General features: G+C 37.4%; 18 protein-coding genes and 1 other annotated feature. Of the genes, 9 read left to right on the forward strand and 9 right to left on the reverse strand.

What is annotated here, in order from left to right:
- Positions 1-70 precede the first annotated feature (70 nt).
- Positions 71-943, forward strand: coding sequence for a MetQ/NlpA family ABC transporter substrate-binding protein (locus tag ACFFIS_RS05765; protein WP_390186554.1), 873 nt, complete (start codon positions 71-73; stop codon positions 941-943).
- A 17-nt stretch (positions 944-960) separates the two neighbouring features.
- Complete coding sequence (locus ACFFIS_RS05770; protein ID WP_390186555.1) at positions 961-2,166, forward strand: M20 family metallopeptidase; 1,206 nt, start codon at positions 961-963, stop codon at positions 2,164-2,166.
- A 265-nt stretch (positions 2,167-2,431) separates the two neighbouring features.
- Here the strand turns inward: ACFFIS_RS05770 and ACFFIS_RS05775 are convergent, their stop codons facing one another.
- From ACFFIS_RS05775 to ACFFIS_RS05785, 3 genes are all read right to left on the reverse strand, one after another.
- The gene (locus ACFFIS_RS05775; RefSeq protein WP_320380491.1) at positions 2,432-2,635 is read right to left on the reverse strand and encodes a hypothetical protein; all 204 of its coding nucleotides are present in this window, start codon (positions 2,633-2,635) and stop codon (positions 2,432-2,434) included.
- A gap of 93 nt (positions 2,636-2,728) precedes the next feature.
- Complete coding sequence (locus ACFFIS_RS05780; RefSeq protein ID WP_390186556.1) at positions 2,729-3,049, reverse strand: hypothetical protein; 321 nt, start codon at positions 3,047-3,049, stop codon at positions 2,729-2,731.
- A gap of 30 nt (positions 3,050-3,079) precedes the next feature.
- The gene (locus tag ACFFIS_RS05785; protein ID WP_390186557.1) at positions 3,080-3,307 is read right to left on the reverse strand and encodes a hypothetical protein; all 228 of its coding nucleotides are present in this window, start codon (positions 3,305-3,307) and stop codon (positions 3,080-3,082) included.
- Between the two features lie 253 nt (positions 3,308-3,560).
- Positions 3,561-3,811: a binding site (T-box leader), on the forward strand.
- 93 nt (positions 3,812-3,904) lie between these two features.
- Here ACFFIS_RS05785 and brnQ point away from each other — a divergent pair.
- Positions 3,905-5,224: a branched-chain amino acid transport system II carrier protein gene (gene brnQ / locus ACFFIS_RS05790; RefSeq protein ID WP_390186559.1), complete on the forward strand. Its 1,320-nt coding sequence runs from the start codon at positions 3,905-3,907 to the stop codon at positions 5,222-5,224.
- 83 nt (positions 5,225-5,307) lie between these two features.
- Here brnQ and ACFFIS_RS05795 read toward each other — a convergent pair whose 3' ends face one another.
- Positions 5,308-5,580 carry a hypothetical protein gene (locus ACFFIS_RS05795; protein ID WP_320380493.1) on the reverse strand — a complete coding sequence of 91 codons (273 nt, stop codon included), beginning with the start codon at positions 5,578-5,580 and terminating at the stop codon, positions 5,308-5,310.
- A gap of 271 nt (positions 5,581-5,851) precedes the next feature.
- Positions 5,852-6,190, reverse strand: coding sequence for a zinc ribbon domain-containing protein YjdM (locus ACFFIS_RS05800; protein ID WP_390186561.1), 339 nt, complete (start codon positions 6,188-6,190; stop codon positions 5,852-5,854).
- Positions 6,191-6,390: 200 nt separating this feature from the next.
- Here ACFFIS_RS05800 and ACFFIS_RS05805 point away from each other — a divergent pair, with 200 nt between their 5' ends.
- Both ACFFIS_RS05805 and ACFFIS_RS05810 read left to right on the forward strand, forming a co-directional pair.
- A complete protein-coding gene (locus ACFFIS_RS05805; protein WP_320380494.1) occupies positions 6,391-8,121 on the forward strand; it encodes a class I adenylate-forming enzyme family protein in 1,731 nt (576 codons plus the stop codon).
- A gap of 26 nt (positions 8,122-8,147) precedes the next feature.
- Positions 8,148-8,615 carry an acyl-CoA thioesterase gene (locus ACFFIS_RS05810; RefSeq protein ID WP_390186562.1) on the forward strand — a complete coding sequence of 156 codons (468 nt, stop codon included), beginning with the start codon at positions 8,148-8,150 and terminating at the stop codon, positions 8,613-8,615.
- A 48-nt stretch (positions 8,616-8,663) separates the two neighbouring features.
- Here ACFFIS_RS05810 and ACFFIS_RS05815 read toward each other — a convergent pair whose 3' ends face one another.
- Complete coding sequence (locus ACFFIS_RS05815) at positions 8,664-9,713, reverse strand: tellurite resistance/C4-dicarboxylate transporter family protein (protein WP_320380496.1); 1,050 nt, start codon at positions 9,711-9,713, stop codon at positions 8,664-8,666.
- A 349-nt stretch (positions 9,714-10,062) separates the two neighbouring features.
- Between ACFFIS_RS05815 and ACFFIS_RS05820 the strand changes: the two genes are divergently transcribed.
- A complete protein-coding gene (locus tag ACFFIS_RS05820) occupies positions 10,063-11,346 on the forward strand; it encodes an NCS2 family permease (RefSeq protein ID WP_320380497.1) in 1,284 nt (427 codons plus the stop codon).
- Between the two features lie 297 nt (positions 11,347-11,643).
- Here ACFFIS_RS05820 and ACFFIS_RS05825 read toward each other — a convergent pair whose 3' ends face one another.
- A complete protein-coding gene (locus ACFFIS_RS05825) occupies positions 11,644-14,724 on the reverse strand; it encodes an efflux RND transporter permease subunit (protein WP_390186563.1) in 3,081 nt (1,026 codons plus the stop codon).
- A gap of 100 nt (positions 14,725-14,824) precedes the next feature.
- On the opposite strand from ACFFIS_RS05825, the gene ACFFIS_RS05830 reads away from it, so the two are divergent.
- From ACFFIS_RS05830 to ACFFIS_RS05840, 3 genes are all read left to right on the forward strand, one after another.
- Positions 14,825-15,670 (forward strand): TetR/AcrR family transcriptional regulator, encoded by an 846-nt coding sequence (locus tag ACFFIS_RS05830; RefSeq protein ID WP_390186564.1) that lies wholly within the window; start codon positions 14,825-14,827, stop codon positions 15,668-15,670.
- A 167-nt stretch (positions 15,671-15,837) separates the two neighbouring features.
- A complete protein-coding gene (locus ACFFIS_RS05835; RefSeq protein WP_320380499.1) occupies positions 15,838-16,473 on the forward strand; it encodes a lysozyme inhibitor LprI family protein in 636 nt (211 codons plus the stop codon).
- Between the two features lie 163 nt (positions 16,474-16,636).
- Positions 16,637-17,125 carry a DUF4188 domain-containing protein gene (locus ACFFIS_RS05840; RefSeq protein WP_320380500.1) on the forward strand — a complete coding sequence of 163 codons (489 nt, stop codon included), beginning with the start codon at positions 16,637-16,639 and terminating at the stop codon, positions 17,123-17,125.
- 219 nt (positions 17,126-17,344) lie between these two features.
- Here ACFFIS_RS05840 and ACFFIS_RS05845 read toward each other — a convergent pair whose 3' ends face one another.
- Both ACFFIS_RS05845 and ACFFIS_RS05850 read right to left on the reverse strand, forming a co-directional pair.
- On the reverse strand, positions 17,345-18,040 hold the full coding sequence (locus tag ACFFIS_RS05845; RefSeq protein WP_320380501.1) for an N-acetylmuramoyl-L-alanine amidase family protein: 696 nt from the start codon (positions 18,038-18,040) through the stop codon (positions 17,345-17,347).
- 36 nt (positions 18,041-18,076) lie between these two features.
- Entirely contained in the window at positions 18,077-18,916 is an 840-nt protein-coding gene (locus tag ACFFIS_RS05850) for a polysaccharide deacetylase family protein (RefSeq protein ID WP_320380502.1), read from the reverse strand.
- Between the last annotated feature and the right edge of the window lie 68 nt (positions 18,917-18,984).

Consider the following 18,984-nt stretch of genomic DNA (forward strand, 5'->3'; position numbering starts at 1 on the left):
CCATTTAAATTATTTACTACCTAGTTCGTACAGAATAAAAAACTTATTTTGGATAAGAGGAGACATTTACATGAAAAGATTATTACTTCTAAGCATTGCTATTTTAACTATATTTACAATTTCAGCCTGTTCCAGTTCGAAAGCAGAAGGACCAGGGGATGATAAAGATAAAATACATGTCAAAATTGGTGTCAATGGTGCTGACGGTGCACAGTGGCCAATCTTAAAAGAAAAAGCAGCAAAAGAAGGAATTGAGATTGAACTCATTGAGTTTGCTGATTATACACTGCCAAATAATGCACTAGCTCAAGGAGATATTGATATGAATGCTTTCCAACATATCGCTTTTCTCGGCCAATATGTAAAAGAAAGCGGTAATCATATTGTGCCAATTGGTTCCACCATGTTAGCGCCAATGGGGTTATTCTCCGAAAAGATTGATGATGTATCTGAAATAAAGGCAGGAGATAAAATTGCAATCCCAGATGATCCTTCAAACCAAGCTCGGGCATTACGCCTTTTAGAAAGTGCGGGCCTACTTGTACTTTCCGATGACTTTGGTCTGTTTGGAACACCAACAGAAATTGCAGACAACCCATTAAATCTAGATATATTACCGATGACAGCACAACAAACACCACGTGTACTACCTGATGTAACTGCCTCCGTTATTAATAATGGGGTTGCAGGGCAAGCAGGCTTCTCACCTATTGAAGATGCGGTATTTATTGAAGATGAAACAGATGATAACATTCATCCTTACGTCAATATCTTAGCCGTACGAGAGGATGACAAAGACAACAAAGCATACAAACGAATCGCAGAGCTTTACCAAGAGGAAGATATTGAAAAAGTCGTGAAGGAAGATACAAATGGCGGTTCGTTTTTAGTGAAATTAACAGCTGAACAACTTGAAAAGACATTTGCAGAACTTAAAAAATAATAAATGGAGTGATTGAAATGACAGTCGTTAAAAATAACCATCTGAATGTAATCTCACAATCTATTGAGCAAAATCGGGATTTATATATTCAAACAAGTCAGGCCATCCATGCGAAGCCAGAGATTGGTAATGAAGAAGTGTTCGCAAGTAAGGAACTCGTAAGCATTTTAGAAAGGTCAGGCTTTGATGTGCAAACAGCAGTTGCCGGACACGAAACATCTTTTTATGCAATACGTGATACTGGTAAAGAAGGGCCTACGATTGCGTATCTAGCAGAATATGACGCACTAGCTGGACTCGGCCATGCGTGCGGACATAATATTATCGGAACAACAAGCGTCGCTGCTGCGATTGCATTATCTGAAGTTATTTATGAAACAGGAGGACGTGTAATCGTGCTCGGTACTCCTGCAGAAGAAGGGGGGCCAAACGGCAGCGCAAAAGGTAGTTTTGTAAAACATGGATTTTTAAAAGATGTGGACGTTGCACTTATGCTTCATCCATCCGGAAAAACATCTTTAACATCCGAAACATTAGCAGTTGATCCGCTTGACTTTCATTTTCACGGGAAAGCGGCCCATGCTTCTGGAGCACCACATAAAGGAATTAATGCCCTTGATGCTGTCATCCAATTATTTAACGGTATCAATGCTTTACGCCAACAATTACCAAGTGACGTGCGTATTCACGGAATTATTACACATGGTGGTGATGCACCAAATATTATTCCTGACTACGCATCCGCAAGATTTTATATTCGTGCATCTACATGGAGTCGAACTGAAGAAACAGCGAATAAGGTAAGAAAAATAGCTGAAGGGGCAGCACTTGCAACTGGGGCAACAGTTAAAGTGGAAAGATTTCAAAATGAAGTGAAGGATTTTGTACTTAACGCTGTATTAGATGAGGTGTTAGGTGAAGAACTTGAGAATGTCGGGGAAGATGTCATTACCGAAAAGCGTGCTGGTAAAGGGTCAACAGACGCAGGTAATATTAGTTATGAAGTCCCAACTACACACGGCCATATAAAAATTGGACCTGACAATCTCATCGGCCATACAATCGAATTTCGTGAGGCAGCAAAGTCTAAAGTAGGAGACGAAGCGATTATAAAAGGAGCAAAGGCATTAGCGAATACAGGATACAGACTCTTAACAGATGCAGAATTATTACACCGTATACGGAAGGAATTTGAAAAGGCAGTCGCCGAGAAACAATCGTAACATTCAAATAGCAAGGGTTTTTCCTACAAGATATCATAACGTGCCGGCTATGGTCATGTGCCAATTGCCGGCATAAGTCTTTTTTTGTTTCAAAGCTAATACCTTTTGCTTTGTAATATATTTTTCTTCTTTTTTGCATTGCGTCGCGCTGTCGTTTTAATAAGATCTCCCAGTACTTCCTTGAAACGTTTCGCTATATCCATTCATTAGCAGAAAAAAGAAGCATACCAGACATTTGGCATGCTTCCATTCCTATTCGATTTACCTATGATTTTTTTCCTCTTTTACTGTAAAAAGCAAAAGCGATGACACCTACTAAAAGTCCAATCCCCGCTCCTATGCTGATTGAAAACACTAGAAAGCTCGGGTTGAAAAACATGCCAAATATTACACCAATCGCGCTACCAAAAATCATTCCTAATGGGATAAGACTATCTATCAAAACCTTTGTGTTTCTTGACTTTTCCAAATCTAAAATCCTTTCTATCTTAGTTTATTGCTAATCAATATCATCGTATTATATCCCTTATACACAAAAAAACTTTAACCCCTTTTGCCTCGCCTACCCATCGTGAATATTCTGTTCACTTATAAAATAAATCATTAACCCGATAAAATAAAGAAAAGTTAAAATAAAAAAATAATCCATTTCTAATATTGCACATAAACTAAATAAAGATAAGCCGCCTAGCAACAAGGGGACATGTGCAACTACCAAAGCTTTTATAAGAGTTAACAATCCTAGAAATAGCGAAATCCCCAATGCGAAGAGCACAAAAATTAGGAGGGGATGCCACTCCAACCCTTCTTGATTTGAAATAATAACTAGAATCGTAGTTACAATAATAAAAACCCATAATATGCTAATCATCCACGTTTTCATCGCAACACCTTCCCTCTATTCATATTCTATTTATGATTGTATTACGAAATAGATAGCGGTAGGTAAAAAGGCCAACAAAAACAAGATAGGACGTTTTTTAGCCTTAAAGTTACTCCACGACCCACCGATAAGATTTACTCCCATTAGTAATAGGACAATCGGTATATAAACATGATGAATCGAAGCTGGAATAATAAAAAATATGATCCCAATCCATGATATGATATGCAGTTGATGGTTCCACTTTTTACGTTCCAATGTTTTATCATTCCATTTCGCGTAAAATAAGTATTGTAATTTTCATATAATTACAGTATAACACATCATATAATATGAATGAATGGAGTTTTCGTACTTCCTCCTACTTATTTTTATTGAACGAATTGACCTTTTACTAGCTATTCCCCAATGTGCACTGTCTACATGATTATGGCATGATTTTAAAATTATGCCATAATCAATTACATTTAATTGACTTTATATTCTGTATATGTTAATTTACACATAACATTTAAATTCTGTGACGAGAAAGAGTAGGAAAAGAATGCTGTTCTTTAGAGAATCGGGACATGGTGAAAACCGATGGGCAGTACTTTTCTGAAAATCATCTCCGAGATGCATGGCCGAAGTAAGTAAGCTTTGACGGACTTCCACCGTTATATGGAACACGTATAAATTGTACGTTGAACGAGCGCCGGATTATTTGCATTGCAATGATTTACGGAATATGGGTGGTAACGCGAGCAAAAACTCGTCCCTAATAAGGGACGAGTTTTTTTGTGCATAGAATTGCGCCAATCTTTTTGCAACTCCGGTTTAAAGTTCTCACAGTTTTTTCACATAGGAGGTTTTTTTATGAACAAGAGGAATTTATTATATTCGGGTTTTATGCTCTTTTCTTTATTTTTTGGTGCAGGAAATTTAATTTTTCCGCCCTTTTTAGGGATGGAATCTGGCAACTATTTTATCATTGCAATCATTGGATTCATATTAACTGCTGTACTTATCCCCTTTTTATCTGTTATTTCTGTAGCACTTTCGGAAAATGGACTTTTGGCTATTGGACAGCGTGTACATCCAATTTTTGGCCTCATTTTTGCCATTGTCATTTACATGTCCATTGGAGCCTTCTATGGCATCCCACGTGCGGCAAGCGTTGCCTATGAATTAGGATTTATTCAAATTTTTAGTAGTAGTATTGAAAGTCGACTTACTTTATTAGCCTTTTCGATAATCTTCTTCGGGTTAACATATGTAATCAGTTTAAATCCTAAAAAAATCATTGATTATGTCGGGCAAATTTTAACACCTATATTACTTCTTACTTTAGCAATTTTATTCATTCGTGCCTTTACTGTTTTTTCATATACGGATATGCCACCAGCAGCTCATTATCAATCCAATCCTTTTTTAGCTGGGTTTTTAGATGGATATTTCACATTAGATGCTATCGCAGCTCTTGCCTTCGGTATTGTCATTATTAATGGATTAAAAGATAAAGGGATTACAGATAAAAGAAATCTCCTGCGGGCTACTGTGATTGCTGGAGTCATTGCAACGATTGGCTTAACTGTTGTTTACATATCACTTGCGTGGATTGGGCGAGTCATGCCACTTTCAAAAACCCCTAAAAATGGTGCAGAGATTTTAGTTCTGGCTTCACAGCAATTATTCGGTTTTAGCGGAAATATACTATTTGGGATTATCGTTATTCTTGCGTGTTTAACTACTTGCATCGGCTTGATCAATGCTTGTGCGAGATTTTTTAACGAAACATTTCCTGGCATTTCCTATAAAAATTATGTGCGTATTTTCACTTTCATTGGCTTAGGGTTTGCAAATCTTGGACTAGCAATTATTTTGAAAGTCGCGGTACCTTTACTTATGTTTATTTATCCAATTGCGATTGTACTTGTTGTACTATCCATATTCCAACATTTCTTTGGAGGAAGTCATAAAATGTATGTCTACGCTACTACAGTTGCAACGATATTTGCCTTTTATGATATGCTTGGTTCCTTCCAAATCAAAATTCCCGTACTGCATCATATTTTGCGGTTGCTTCCAATGTTCGAAAATGGCTTGGGCTGGGTACTACCTACACTTATAGCAGCAACAATCGGGTACTTTATCGATTACAAGCCTAGAGGCAAATCACTGAAAAAGGCAGGATAATGCAACATGGGGGGTCTGACCCCCCATGTATGATAAAGATTCAAATGGAATGATTTTTGTTCATTTAAGTTAAAGACAAGACATTACAAGACATCATTTATATTTTGCTGCGCTTCTTGGACTTGCTGACGAGTGTCGTGCAATTGTTCATATGCTTGTTGGAACTGGGAGTTTTCTATCGCTTCAGTACCAGCACTTTTAAGACTTTCTAATTCACTTTCAGCATGTTGTAATTGCTCCTCGGCACGATTATACAAGTGCAAATCAGAGCCTTGTGCAAGACGAATTGATTCTTGCGCCTCTTTTATTTGCTTACTGGCCAATTGCAGTTTATCATGAAGCTCTTGCTTTTCCATGTCTCCAACCTCCATAAGCTTTATCATAAATAGTATTCCTTTGCCTGAAAAAGATATGTAAGGCTATCTTTGGATGTTAGCACCATCTACAACGAACATCTAACGTAATATGAGGATTCATGAAAACATGAACTACTACAATTCTAAAGCAGTATATTTACTCCTTAAACAAAGGCAGTAGCAGCTTCCTATCCAGATTATGAGACATAAAAAAGCCAATACTACCGTGGCATACACCATTTTAGTATTGGCTCCATTTTCTTAAGTTACATTAATTCTTTTTCACAAATTCCGTTTTCAATTGCATCGCACCAAAACCGTCAATTCTACAATCGATATCGTGATCACCGTCAACAAGGCGGATATTTTTTACCTTTGTCCCCTGTTTAACAACTTGGGAACTTCCTTTCAATTTTAAATCTTTTATTACTGTAACCGTATCTCCATCTTCTAAAATATTCCCATGTGCATCCTTAAATACCTTTTCATCCTCCACTTCAACAGCAGCGTCTGCTGTCCATTCATGACTACATTCCGGGCAAACGAATAAATGTCTGTCCTCATATGTATATTCCGAACTACATTGTGGGCAATTTGGTAATTGACTCATGTTCTCCATTCCTCTCCCTATTTTATGCTCTATTTTTAAAAATAATTGCTTATCTCAGCCATATGTTACCCTATTTTCAATAAGAAGTCATGATAATAGAGACCGTTTTCTCAAAAGTAAATATTTGTTATATTCCTCTTACATTATATAATAGTTTTAAAAGTTCTTTATTTTATATCCAAAGGGGATGGGATGAAATCATGACAATACATGTAGACACACTTCCAAGTAAAGAAATGAGACGCGTTGCACTTGAAAGCAGATATCCAGTTTGGCCACGCAATACATTAGCAACGCATTTTTCTAACGCAAGCATAACATATGGAGACCGCGATTTTATATATATGGCAGACGGGAGAAAGGCTACCTATGCTGAGATTTGGGAAAAGGCAGAGGACTATGCCAAAGCATTGATCAATCTCGGAGTGAAAAGGCGAGATCATGTTGCAATTTTAATGGAAAATGACCTTTCTTATCCATCACTCATCATCGCAACGTCTATGATAGGTGCAGTCTGTATCCCATTGAATACGATGTTAAATAAGGAAGACCTTTCCTATATTTTGACGCAATCAGATAGTCGCTTTTTAATTTTCCACGACAAAGTAAAAGATAAAAACCATGCAAAAACAATTGTGGAACTTTTAGACGAAACTGATTTTCAAAAACATAGCCAATTAGCAAAGGCTATTTGTGTTACAAGTAGCAAGGAACATACTAGCACGAACTTCTTATCATGGGATGCATTTTGTAAAGGGGCACAAGCTGTTTCAAATGAAACATTGACAGCGCGAAAAGAAGCATCCCTTTATCCAGATGAAGTTGCCATTATTTTATATACATCTGGTTCAACTGGAAAATCAAAAGGGGTTATGCTGACACACGATATGATGCTACGTTGTGCTTACAGTACATGTTTAAGTAGGGCAATCGAAGACGGGAGAATCACATTTGCTCCATTACCGTTTTACCATTGTTTTGCTATTATTGAAGCACTTTTTGCGATGTCCTTTGTCGGTGGTGCCGTCATATCAAGTCCGTCATTTTCTCCATTGACAGCATTACAATTGATGGAAAAATACAAGGCAAATGATTTTCTTTGTGTACCATCGATGTTAGTTCCATTATTAAACCATCCACGCGTACACGAGTTTGATTTATCTCATCTTTTTGCCATATGGTGTGGTGCCGCACCCGCTCCTGTCCCAGTATGGAAAAAAGCAATGGATGTACTTGGCTTAACAGAAGTTTTAACAGGTTATGGACAAACTGAAGTGAGCTCATCTGGTGTTACAACAGAAGTAGGAGATCCAATTGAGCGGATTTCAAGTCGTGTTGGGCGACCAAAGCTTGGTGGAGTATGTGGATTACCGGAATTTAATGGAAGTACCGTTCAATATAAGACAGTCAATCAAGATACAGGTCAAGACTTACCAGCTGGCTCTGTCGGCGAACTTGTTGTAAGAGGGAATACCGTTACACATGGTTACTACAATAATCCCGAAGAAACCGCTGCTACAATTGACAAAGATGGTTGGTTACGTACAGGTGATATTGGACGCATTGATGCACTTGGTTATATTGAAGTTTTAGGAAGAAGGAAAGATATTTATAAAGTCTCTGGCGAAATTGTTGCGCCACGCGAGGTGGAAGAAGTTATTTCCAAACATCCTGCAGTAAACAATGTCTATATTGTAGGAGTTCCTGATAAAATGACGACCGAAACCGGCGCAGCGTTTATCGAGTTAAAAGCTGGTGAAAACTGTACGCGTCGAGAAATTGTAGAGTGGTGTGCTGCCCGTATTGCACGGTTTAAAATTCCACGCTACGTTTGGTTTATTGAAGCATCCGATTGGCCTATGACAAGTACAGGAAAAGTACAGAAATTCCGTTTACAGGAAATCGCGATAGAGAAACTTGAAAAAAAGTAGAATGACCAGTTGGAGGAGAAAATAAAATGAGCAAACAATGGCATCAACATAACTTACGTGTACATTATAAAGAAACAGATCAAATGGGCGTTGTCCATCACGCTAATTATGTCAGTTGGTTTGAAATTGGACGCACAGAATATATGCGAGAAAAAGGTTTAAACTATCGTAAAATTGAAGAACTCGGCTTGCTCTTGCCAGTTCTAGATGTAAATGTACGTTATCAAAAACCTGCGCGTTATGACGATTATGTAGCAATCTTCACACAGCTCACAGATTTTTCACCTGTACGTTTAAAATTTGCGTATGAAGTAAGAAAAATAGATGATACCGTAGCTCATAACAATTATGAAGAAAGACCGTATGGTGAATTACTCTCAACTGGTTCCACATTACATATGTGGGTAAATGAAAACTGGAGACCAAAACGTTTGGACAAGGCTGAACCAGAAATTTATCAACAACTAGCAGCTCTCGTACAAGATGAATCTTAAAAAGGGGTCAGACCCCTTTTTAAGAAATCCTCGTCATCGCTCACCTTTTTACCCTTTGTTGAAACGAATGATATGTAAATAGATGTGATGTATGAGACCACAAAGTACAAGAATCCATGCAGTAAAGGCGATATAAAACATTACTTTAGGAATTACGATTAAAAATGGCACATCTAAAGCATGTGATAACTGAAAAGTACTTGCAGTGTACATACCAAGCGGAAACACCATTCCCCACAATTGTGGATCATAAGTTATTGGGAAATGATGATAAACATAACGCCAAATCGTAAGAATAAAGAGTAACGGGATCCACCATGTACCCGTTATCCAAAAAAATAATGTAAAACCTTTTAAAAAAGGGGTAATTTCTTTTAACAAAGACCAATTTTCATGATGCAAGATTAAGGTTGATCCCGCTAAAGTTGTAATTGCAACAGCGCCCATGTTAATCCAATATGGAGGAGTTAGCGCATCAAACTTTAGTTCCACAAATGTGAAACGATAAAAAATAAGCGTAATAATATTTAAATACAACATACACCCTAAAAAATACATGCACAACGTTACAAACAACATCACATCTCTGCCAACTCCAACATAAGAAGAAAGTAGTGTTCCCAAGATAGAAATAGACTGTGTTGCAACAGTTGCAATTAACCATGCCCCATTAATTCCTTCTGCAATAGATGGTTTATTTGTGCGAATTGTCACCGCCGTAAAAAACGTATACATAATAATAATCCATAAAACAATCGCAATCGCCCATAAAAATACCGACAACAAATAGTGGCCTGTGATCATAATAAGTTGACTACCAAATACACTCGTTCCTGCAACCATTGTAAAAAATCCCGGCCCAAGTGTATGACTTGTCAAATCTCGTCTTACTTTCGGATAGTAATAGAAAATCCGAATGAAGGTGAGGATCCAAAGACTAGTATAAGCAACTATATTCACGAACAATAAGAGGATGGCAATGGGCTCCATCCCTAGTAAATGAGAGCCAATCGATAATATTCCCGTTGCCATCACCAAAGCAAAATAACCTGGAAAGAGATTTTCAGCTTGTTGCTTTAAAAAGTTTATTGGAATCAACCTCCCTTTTGAAGACGTGATCTTACTTCAACTAACTTATTTTAGTAGTATTCGTTAATGAAATACTTCATCATGCACGAGATTTAAGTAAGTAAAAGCTCACTATTTTGTAAACAATGGATCTCCCACACGCCACATACCAAATCGCGTTCAGATATATTGCATAGTTTATCCAAGGATGGCTAAAAATATCGTAAAGTCGTACGAAGCGGACTTACATGTTTAGTTCAATCGCCGAGAGCTTGTATAATGAAAGGTATTTGCTATAATATAGTCTGGCATAAGTGAAACGGATTAGCATCACTTGTTTGCGGGTGGGAGAGGGAATATTGAAAAAGTGTGATATATCATGAAGGGAGTTTTTCAGCTTCACAAGCATGGGACGACTTTTACGAAAGAAGTCGTTGCAGGTTTAACATCATTTTTCTCTATCGTCTACATCATTGCTGTAAACGCAAAGATTTTGGAGGATGCAGGTATACCGCTAGAAGCAGGGATTATCGCAACAATACTTTCCTCTTTTATTGGTTGTCTACTTGTCGCCTTTATGGCGAATGTACCCCTAATAATTGTTCCAGGAATGGGGATTAACGCCCTATTCACGTATACGATTGTAGGATCAATGGGTCTGCATTATACCGTTGCTTTAGCAGCAGTCGTTTTATCCGGGATTCTTTTTGTTATCGTTGCATTCACAAAGTTATCAACTATCATTTCTGATGCAATACCGATATCTTTAAAAGAATCCATTTCCGTTGGTATTGGTGTATTCATCGCATTTATCGGCTTACACAAAAGTGGAATCGTAGTCGGCAATGAAACAAATTTTGTTGCACTAGGCGATATTGCATCACCAATTGTGCTCGCATCTTTTATTAATTTAGTTATTACGCTATTTTTGTTTTTAAAGAAAGTACCTGGACACTTTTTAATTAGTATTATTTTAGGTACGATTGTTGCTTACTTGTTTGGACTCGTTCAGTTTTCGTCCATGGACTCCGGGTTCATTTCTTTTCACGAATATAAAGATGTATTTTTCAGTGCTGATTATAGTAGCATGTTGAGTACACCGTTTTTAATCGCTTGTTTTTCATTTGTGTTAGTACTTATCTTCGAGAATATCGGATTGGTGCATGCACAGGTAAACGGGATGTTAAAAGCTCCGGAGAAAAATAAAAAGTCGCTAGAAGCTGTGTCACTTTCCACCGTTGTATGTGGCCTTTTTGGTACAAGTCCGTCTGTTTCAACTGTCGAAACAGCAGCTGGTATATCAGCTGGTGGCAGAACGGGATTGACAGCTGTCGTAACAGGTTTTCTATTTTTACTATCACTATTCTTTATGCCTTTCATTAAGCTAGTACCAGAAGTAGCTATTGCACCAATTCTCATTATTATCGGTGCGATGATGTTAGGAAATATCGTTCATATTGATTTTAGTGATTTTACCGAAGTATTTCCTGCATTTCTTGTGATTATTATGATTCCTTTAACATATAGCATTGTGGATGGTATAGCCTTTGGTTTTATTGCATACCCACTTTTAAAAATATTTACTAAAAAATATAAACAATTGTCCATCCCACTATGTACGATCGCTTTATTGTTTCTCGCCTACTTTATATTGATTGCTTAAGACATTTACATGCCTAAAAAAGCAGGCAAAATAAACATATCAAGCTAAAATTAAAAAAGTTCCGTTCATCTCGTTGCGATGTTCGGAACTTTTTTGTTTCCTTTCCCCTTCTTTTCAGGAGCTGTTTTCAACAAGGAATAAAATCCAAATCCATAAAAAACCCCCCTGTATAGCAAATGTGATACGTACTATCTATTGTGCTCATTATCAAAAAAGGAAGTAAGACAAGCCCACCTTAAGATGAACTATCTTACTTCCCTTTCATCATTGCTGAACTATTCACTCAGCTGCCAATCATTAATCTTCCTCTACGTGATTCCGTTTCTTCTTAAATAACTTAGATAATGTTTCATAAACAATCGGAACAATGATCAATGTTAGGACAGTTGAACTTGTCAAACCACCAATAACAGTTATACCGAGGTCTCTTGAAATCAAGCCACCTCCACCTGCTCCAAATACTAATGGAAGTAGGGCACCGATTGTTGCGATTGCTGTCATCAGAATGGGACGTAAACGTGTTGCGCCAGCTTCAAGGATCGCTTCACGCATTTCCATTCCACTATGTTCCATACGAACCATTCTATCTACAAGCACGATCGCATTTGTTACTACGATACCAATCAACATTAATAGCCCCATCATCACAGATACAGATATTGTCTCATTTGCTATGAATAAACCGATAAACGATCCAATTACTGCAAATGGTAACGAGAAGAGAATAGCAAATGGCGCCAATCCTTCACCAAATGTAACAACTAAGATAAAGTACACAATCGCAATCGCTGCGATCATGGCAACCCCAAGCTGTGTAAATGTTTCTGCCATATCAGCTGCTACACCACTTACTCCAACCGTAACACCTTTTGGTAAATCTAATTTGTCGATTGCGCTATCTACTTCAGACGTTGCTTTGGAAATATCATCTTCCAATATCGTTCCTGATACCGTTGCATAATATTCACCTTTACTACGCGCTAGCGTATTGAGTGTTGTACCTTTTTTCACCGTAACAAGCTTAGATAGCGGCATCGGACCCGCTGCAGTCGGTACTTCTTTATCTAAAATATCATCAACGGATTTTGGTTGTTCCGTTTGTTCTTGTTGGACAATGACGTCAAGCGCGTCCCCATCCTTTTCAATCGTCGTTAGTACTTTCTGTGTTGTATCTGGGTTTAACATCCCGACGATTTGCGCCGTTGTCAAACCATACTGCAACACTTCATTTTGATCGACTTTGAAAGTATATTCTACATATGCATCCTCTGCAGTTGAAGAAACATCCGCTAGTCTATCATTTTTTCCCATAATATCTTCTACCGCCGCTACAGAATCATTAAGTTTATTTAAATCTTCACTGTAGAGCGTATAACTAATTTCATTATTATTCATCCCCATAGATGAGAAGTCCTGGCTTTTCCATTCACCTGACTGATCAACATGGAACACATAATCTTCAATTTCCTCACGTACCTCAGGGAAATCCTTCATATCTGGGTCAAAAATGAGATACATTAATGCCCCGTTTCCTCCACCACCCATCATGGCAGCCATCGGATCCCCATCATCTGTGACAGATAATTGAAGGATATCAATATCATCACGTTTTAATAACTCTTGTTCCACAGTTTCAACATTTTTTAACGTATCTTCCTTTAATTCTCCCGTTTCCGGTGTATAAGTTAAATACATTACTTTTTCTTCTTCACTACCTAAGAAGCTAAATCCAATAAATGGAGTTAATACTAAGCTACCTACTAACAAAAGAATCGCGACACTAGAACTAATAATTTTGTGATTTAGCGTCCACTGTAAAATACGTTTATACCAACTTGCTAACTTACCAGCCTCTTTATGCGCTTTTTCCGTCTTTTCACCATACAATTTCTTCTTAAATAAGAAATGTGAAAGTGCTGGAACAATCGTAATCGCCACAATTAACGATGCGCCTAGAGCAAACGTCATTGTAAGTGCAAATGGCATAAATAATTCCCCAACCATTCCACCTACGAAAATAAGTGGTGCAAATACGGCAGCCGTTACAATGGTCGATGAGAAAATTGGTTTAAACATTTCGAGGGTTGCTTCTCGAATAAGCGCGCGTCCTCTTAATTTCTCCTCTTTCAAATGCATCCGCCGGTAAATATTTTCAACTACGACAATGGAGTCATCAATTACACGCCCAATTGCTACGGTAATCGCACCTAATGTCATAATGTTTAATGAAATATCCATCCAATTTAACAATAGTAACGCCATAAAGATAGAAACAGGAATAGATATAATGGAAATAATCGTTGATTTATAATCTCTTAAGAATAAGAGAATAATCAACACCGCAATTAAACCACCAAAAACAGCCTTTTCTATCATTGTAAACACGGAATCTTCTATCGGTTCACCTTGATCAAGCGAAACATCGATATGGAGACCATCTATTTGTTTCATCTCATCATCAATCAACGTTTTTACATCATTTACTACGTCAACTGTATTTGCCTCTTGTCCTTTAACGACTTGAATGGCAATTGCGTCTTTCCCATTTGTACGTGAAATAGATTGTACTTTCCCAACGATATCAACCTTTGCGATATCACTTAGTTTTACAAATGGTTGTGGTTGTGTTTCAGAAGGTGTAACAGGAATAAGCATGCCTTTTAATTCATCCATTGTCATGAATTTCCCATCTACGGAAACAGCCTGTTCCCCTTCATCAAACTCTTGTAAACCTAACGAAACTGATAGATTACTTGCTTGAATCATTTGTTCTACATCTTCATCTTTTAAACCTAGTTCCGCCATCTTTGCTTCATTATACTTCAGATCAACTTCTTCAACATGTTGTCCAGTAATCGTCGCCTGTGCAACACCATCAATCTTTTTAATCTTTGGAAGGATAATATCCTCCACTGTTGAAGTTAAATCTACAATATCTTCTGTACTACTGCTGATACTTAATGCAACAACCGGCATCATATTCATACTAATTGCAGATATACTAGGCTTCTCTGCATCTTCCGGTAAGTTTACAGAAGTAAGTGCGGATTCGAGTGCGCGTTTCGCCTCATCCATATCAATTCCATACTCGTATTCAACCTGTAAACTTGCCATATTCGAATAAGAACTTGAGTTGACAGATTTTACATCTTCTAAATTCTCCACTACCTTCTCTATCGGCATGGATACATCTTCCATCACTTGCTCTGGAGTTGCTCCGGGGTATACATCCATGACCATTAAATATGGGATTGATATATCCGGTATCGTCTCCATCTTCATTCTCGTACTTGAATAAATACCAGAACAGACGATAATAATCGTAAGTAACCAAACGGCTAGTTTATTTTTAATAACAAAATTGACAAACCCTTTCACCTTTACACCTTCCCTTATTTGACTATATTGACCCATCATTTTATAATAATGACTAGCCAGTCAGTTGTCAATAATGGATACTTAGGAGCGGTGATTCAAAGTGGAAAAAAGGCAATTAATAATGGATAAATCAATGGAACTATTTGCAGAGCAAGGTTTCAGAAATACATCTGTCCAGCAAATAACAGATTACTGCGGCATTTCAAAGGGAGCTTTTTATTTATCTTTTAAAACGAAAAACGAACTTATTATGGCATTGATTGATAGTCTCATGGAAAAAATGACCCTTGAGGCTGACCGGGCAGTCAAAACAGCAAGTGACAAAGATCTGCTGTATGCATTTTATTACCAAATATTTCATTCATTTCGTAAGCATTCTGTTTTTGGCAAACTTATTGTTTCAGAGCATATGCAATCTATTAATGAAGAACTCGTTTCCAAAATCTATTATTACCAAAATCTATTAGATAAATTGATACTAACGATTATAGAACGATTGTATGGAAATAAAATCGAGAAAACCAAATACGATTTAATGTACTGTGTGAAAAGCTTTTTAGGCATGTATACGGAATTATTTATTTCAAACAATGAATTACCCGATGTAGAGTTAGATTTAGACTTATTAGCTAGATCACTTGTAGAGAAAACAAATATATTAGCGAAACATGCATTCACACCTTTTGTCTCTCATGAATTATTTCAAATATATAAAAATCCAACAATTGGGGATATGACGCAGCAACAGATCATAACGCTAATGGAAGAAAACATGGAGAAAATGGAAGACTCCATCGAAAAAGACTCCTTAATTCTTTTAAAGCAACACCTTATTGAACCGAAATTCAGCCCGGCAATCGTAAAAGGGCTAATAGAGAACATACGTCATCATCCTAATTGTAAACTCATTGTTTACTTACTAGAAAATAGGGGAGATTTCTATTAGCATACCGCTATTAAGACTTGTCTCTTTTCCTTCCCTATTTCAGGATACTCTATAACGGATAAAATGAGTGATAGACTTGGAGAATTTATGTTAAAGTTGAAAGAAAGTATTTCAATTAGTGAAATTCTTATTATGTAAATTGGATAAGAAAGGTTTGGGCAACTTTAATGAAAAGGACATTTGTAATTGTAAGTATAGTCGGTCTTCTATTATTGGCAGCATGCGGCTCTCACGCATCGGAGAAACAGTCACAACATCAGCAGGTAGCACAAGGGGACAACAAGGAGCGTACTACAAATATTTCTTCGGAAACCGCTGATACTCACGATGATACACAGAACGATAAATCAGATCATGACGGTAATAATGAAAACGCTGATTCACACCAAGAAAAGGCGGTAGAAAAAGGAAACACCTCCTCAAATCACAAAGCAAGCAAGAAGGAACAATATCTCCAAAAGTTAGAAGAGGTAAGTAAAAAAGTGGAGAAAATGCGTGATAATCCGGTGGATGACACAACACTTGCTTTGAAAAAAGTCGAAGGGGATGCATACGACATGCTTGATGGATTGCTAAATGAAGTTTATGGTGTCCTTCAGGATCATCTCCCAACAGATAAAATGGATGAACTTCGAAAGGAACAGCGTGAATGGATTCATTACCGCGATCAAACTGCAAAGAAGGCCTCCCTTAAATATGAGGGTGGGACATTGGAACAATATGAGTATGTAAAGACGGAGAATAATCTTACAGAAAAAAGATGCTTAGAGTTAATTGGAGAATATATGCCGAGTGACGTGTAGTTGTCATTTGGCCTTTTTGTTGCCACTTATAAAGATTCTTCTTTCATTATACTATATATCAAATTGATATATATCATATAGATAGATGGGCACCTTGGAAGAAATACACTGACACGCCATATGCAATTCTTGGCTTTTTAACTTTTAAAGGAGGGTGGGGGAAATGGTTAAACAAATTTTCACTGGACGCTATACAACGGAAAACAAAGATGATGTTGTTGTGTTTCTAATCGGAATGCGAATTAATAAACGTTGGGCCATTCATAAATGGCTTCCTGTATTCCATGCCATGCCAGGAATGATTCGCGAACTTTATACTCGTAAAGAAGAGTTAGGCTTTTTGTCATTAGAAAATTATTTTGGTCTGCGAACAACCATTATGATTCAATATTGGCGGTCATTAGATGATTTGCTTGCATATTCAAAAGAGGGAACGCATTTGACGGCATGGAAGAACTTCAACAAGAAGGTTGGGGATAATGACACGGTTGGCATTTACCACGAAACATACGTAATAAAAAAGGGACATTACGAATCTGTATACGGAAACATGCCCTTATATGGTTTAGCTAAAGCAATGAAGCATATTCCGATTACCCCAGAACGCATCTCAGCTCGAAGGCGCCTTCAACATCATGATTCGATGAGATAACAGGAAATGTTAACCACAAAGCGGCTATTCGAGTTGAATCGCCGCTTCCTGCACTATAACTTCTTCACAAATTCCGATATTAACTTCATCTCTCCAATACCCGGGATTCAATGCAATATCATGACTATCCTAACTATCAACGACTAGTCGCATATCCTTTCCTAGTTATCTATGAATCTCCTTTCAGACTACCTTATCGTAAAGTGACACAAACATACTCTATCCTTGAAAATAGTCTATAATGGCATCTCTAATTGCTCCTGAAATACTTTCTTGGAAATTGTCGGATTGAATGAGCACTTCATCTTCTTTGTTCGTTATATATCCTAATTCTAGCAGTATGGCCGGTACACTGTTTTCCCGTAAAACAAAGTAGTCCCCTTCCGATACACCGCGATTTCTCGTTTCAATAGACTCCTTAAATAGATAGTTGTGAACCAATTGTGCTATTTTCCTGTCCCGTTCGTGATAATAGTAGGAAGTAATTCCCTTTACCTCTTCCTGCTCAAATCCATCGTAATGAATGCTAATAAATAAATCCACCTGCTCCCCCTGCGCCATCGCCACCCGCTCTTTCCGGTCAACAAAGTCATCTCCATTACGTCTTAACTTAACGTTTATCCCCGCTTGTTCTAATGTTGCTTTTATTCTCTTCGCCGTTTCTAATGTTGCATCCTTCTCAAGTGTTCCATATTCCCCTACTGCACCACCATCGTTACCTCCATGCCCTGGGTCTATGATTACGTTTATATCACCCAAATGATTCCCTTTATTTTGCACAACCACTTCTTCCTTACTACTCGTATTTACTTTTACTGGCTGAATATCCTCTTTTGCATTGACTAGGTTCATTGCAACAACCGTTACGATAGGAAAAACTATGATTAATAAAAGTGTTCGTATTCGCCTTTTCATATATTCCCCTTCTATTATTTATTCATAAAACTGGACTTAGAGCCTCTCGTCTTCCATAAAATTGCACGGGAAATGTTTTGCGTCTGAATAAACACCAAACAAATATCCTTGCTCCTTAAAATAAGCAATGATCTGAGGTAAAATTTCTAACGTCCGTTTCTTCTCATGTAATAGCAAAATCTCCACATCGTTTTTCGTATCTTCCATAATATATTCTAATACTTCTTCAGGACTCGTTTGTACATCCCAATCCCGGGAATCAATAGTCCAATCCCACACTCTAAGTTTTGCTTCCATAATCTGCGATAAAATCGCATCATTTCTTAATCCTGGCAGAGATCCATAGGGCGCACGAACTAACGTGGACTTTGTGCCTGTAATATCATAAATTAAATCAATTGTTGCTAACATCTCCGGAACGAATTGCCTTCGCTTGTATAACTCGTCATACTCATGTGTCATGCTATGCGCACCAATATAATGCCCTTCTTCCGCAGCACGTTTTACATCATTTTGAAACACAGCTTTTTCCAAGTTGCTTCCTTGCATAAAAAAGGTTGCAGGCACTTTATGTTCTTGCAAAATGTCTAAAAAGGCACCGGTCCATTTTGTTGGACCGTCATCAAATGTTAAATAGACTACCTTTTTGCTCTTCACTCTCAATATTTCGTCCTTATCCTTCACACTAATACGTGAATCTTTATTCGGCGCATCCCCCACTACACTTAATGCTAACGAAGCATCCTTACCATTCCATTTATAATAAGTATGCATTCCTACTTCGATTACAAAATAAAATAAAATAACTAAAAAGATTAGTATTATAATAAAGTGATTTCGTTTATTTTTATGTATCTTTCTTTGCTTCAGTTGCACTCATTTCCCCCACTTCTTTTTATATTGATAATAAGCATAGGGGTTTCATATCAAGATAGAATAAAGAT

Origin of the sequence: Paracerasibacillus soli (genome assembly GCF_042432965.1) — a bacterium.
GTDB classification, from domain to species: Bacteria; Bacillota; Bacilli; order Bacillales; family Amphibacillaceae; genus Paracerasibacillus; species Paracerasibacillus soli.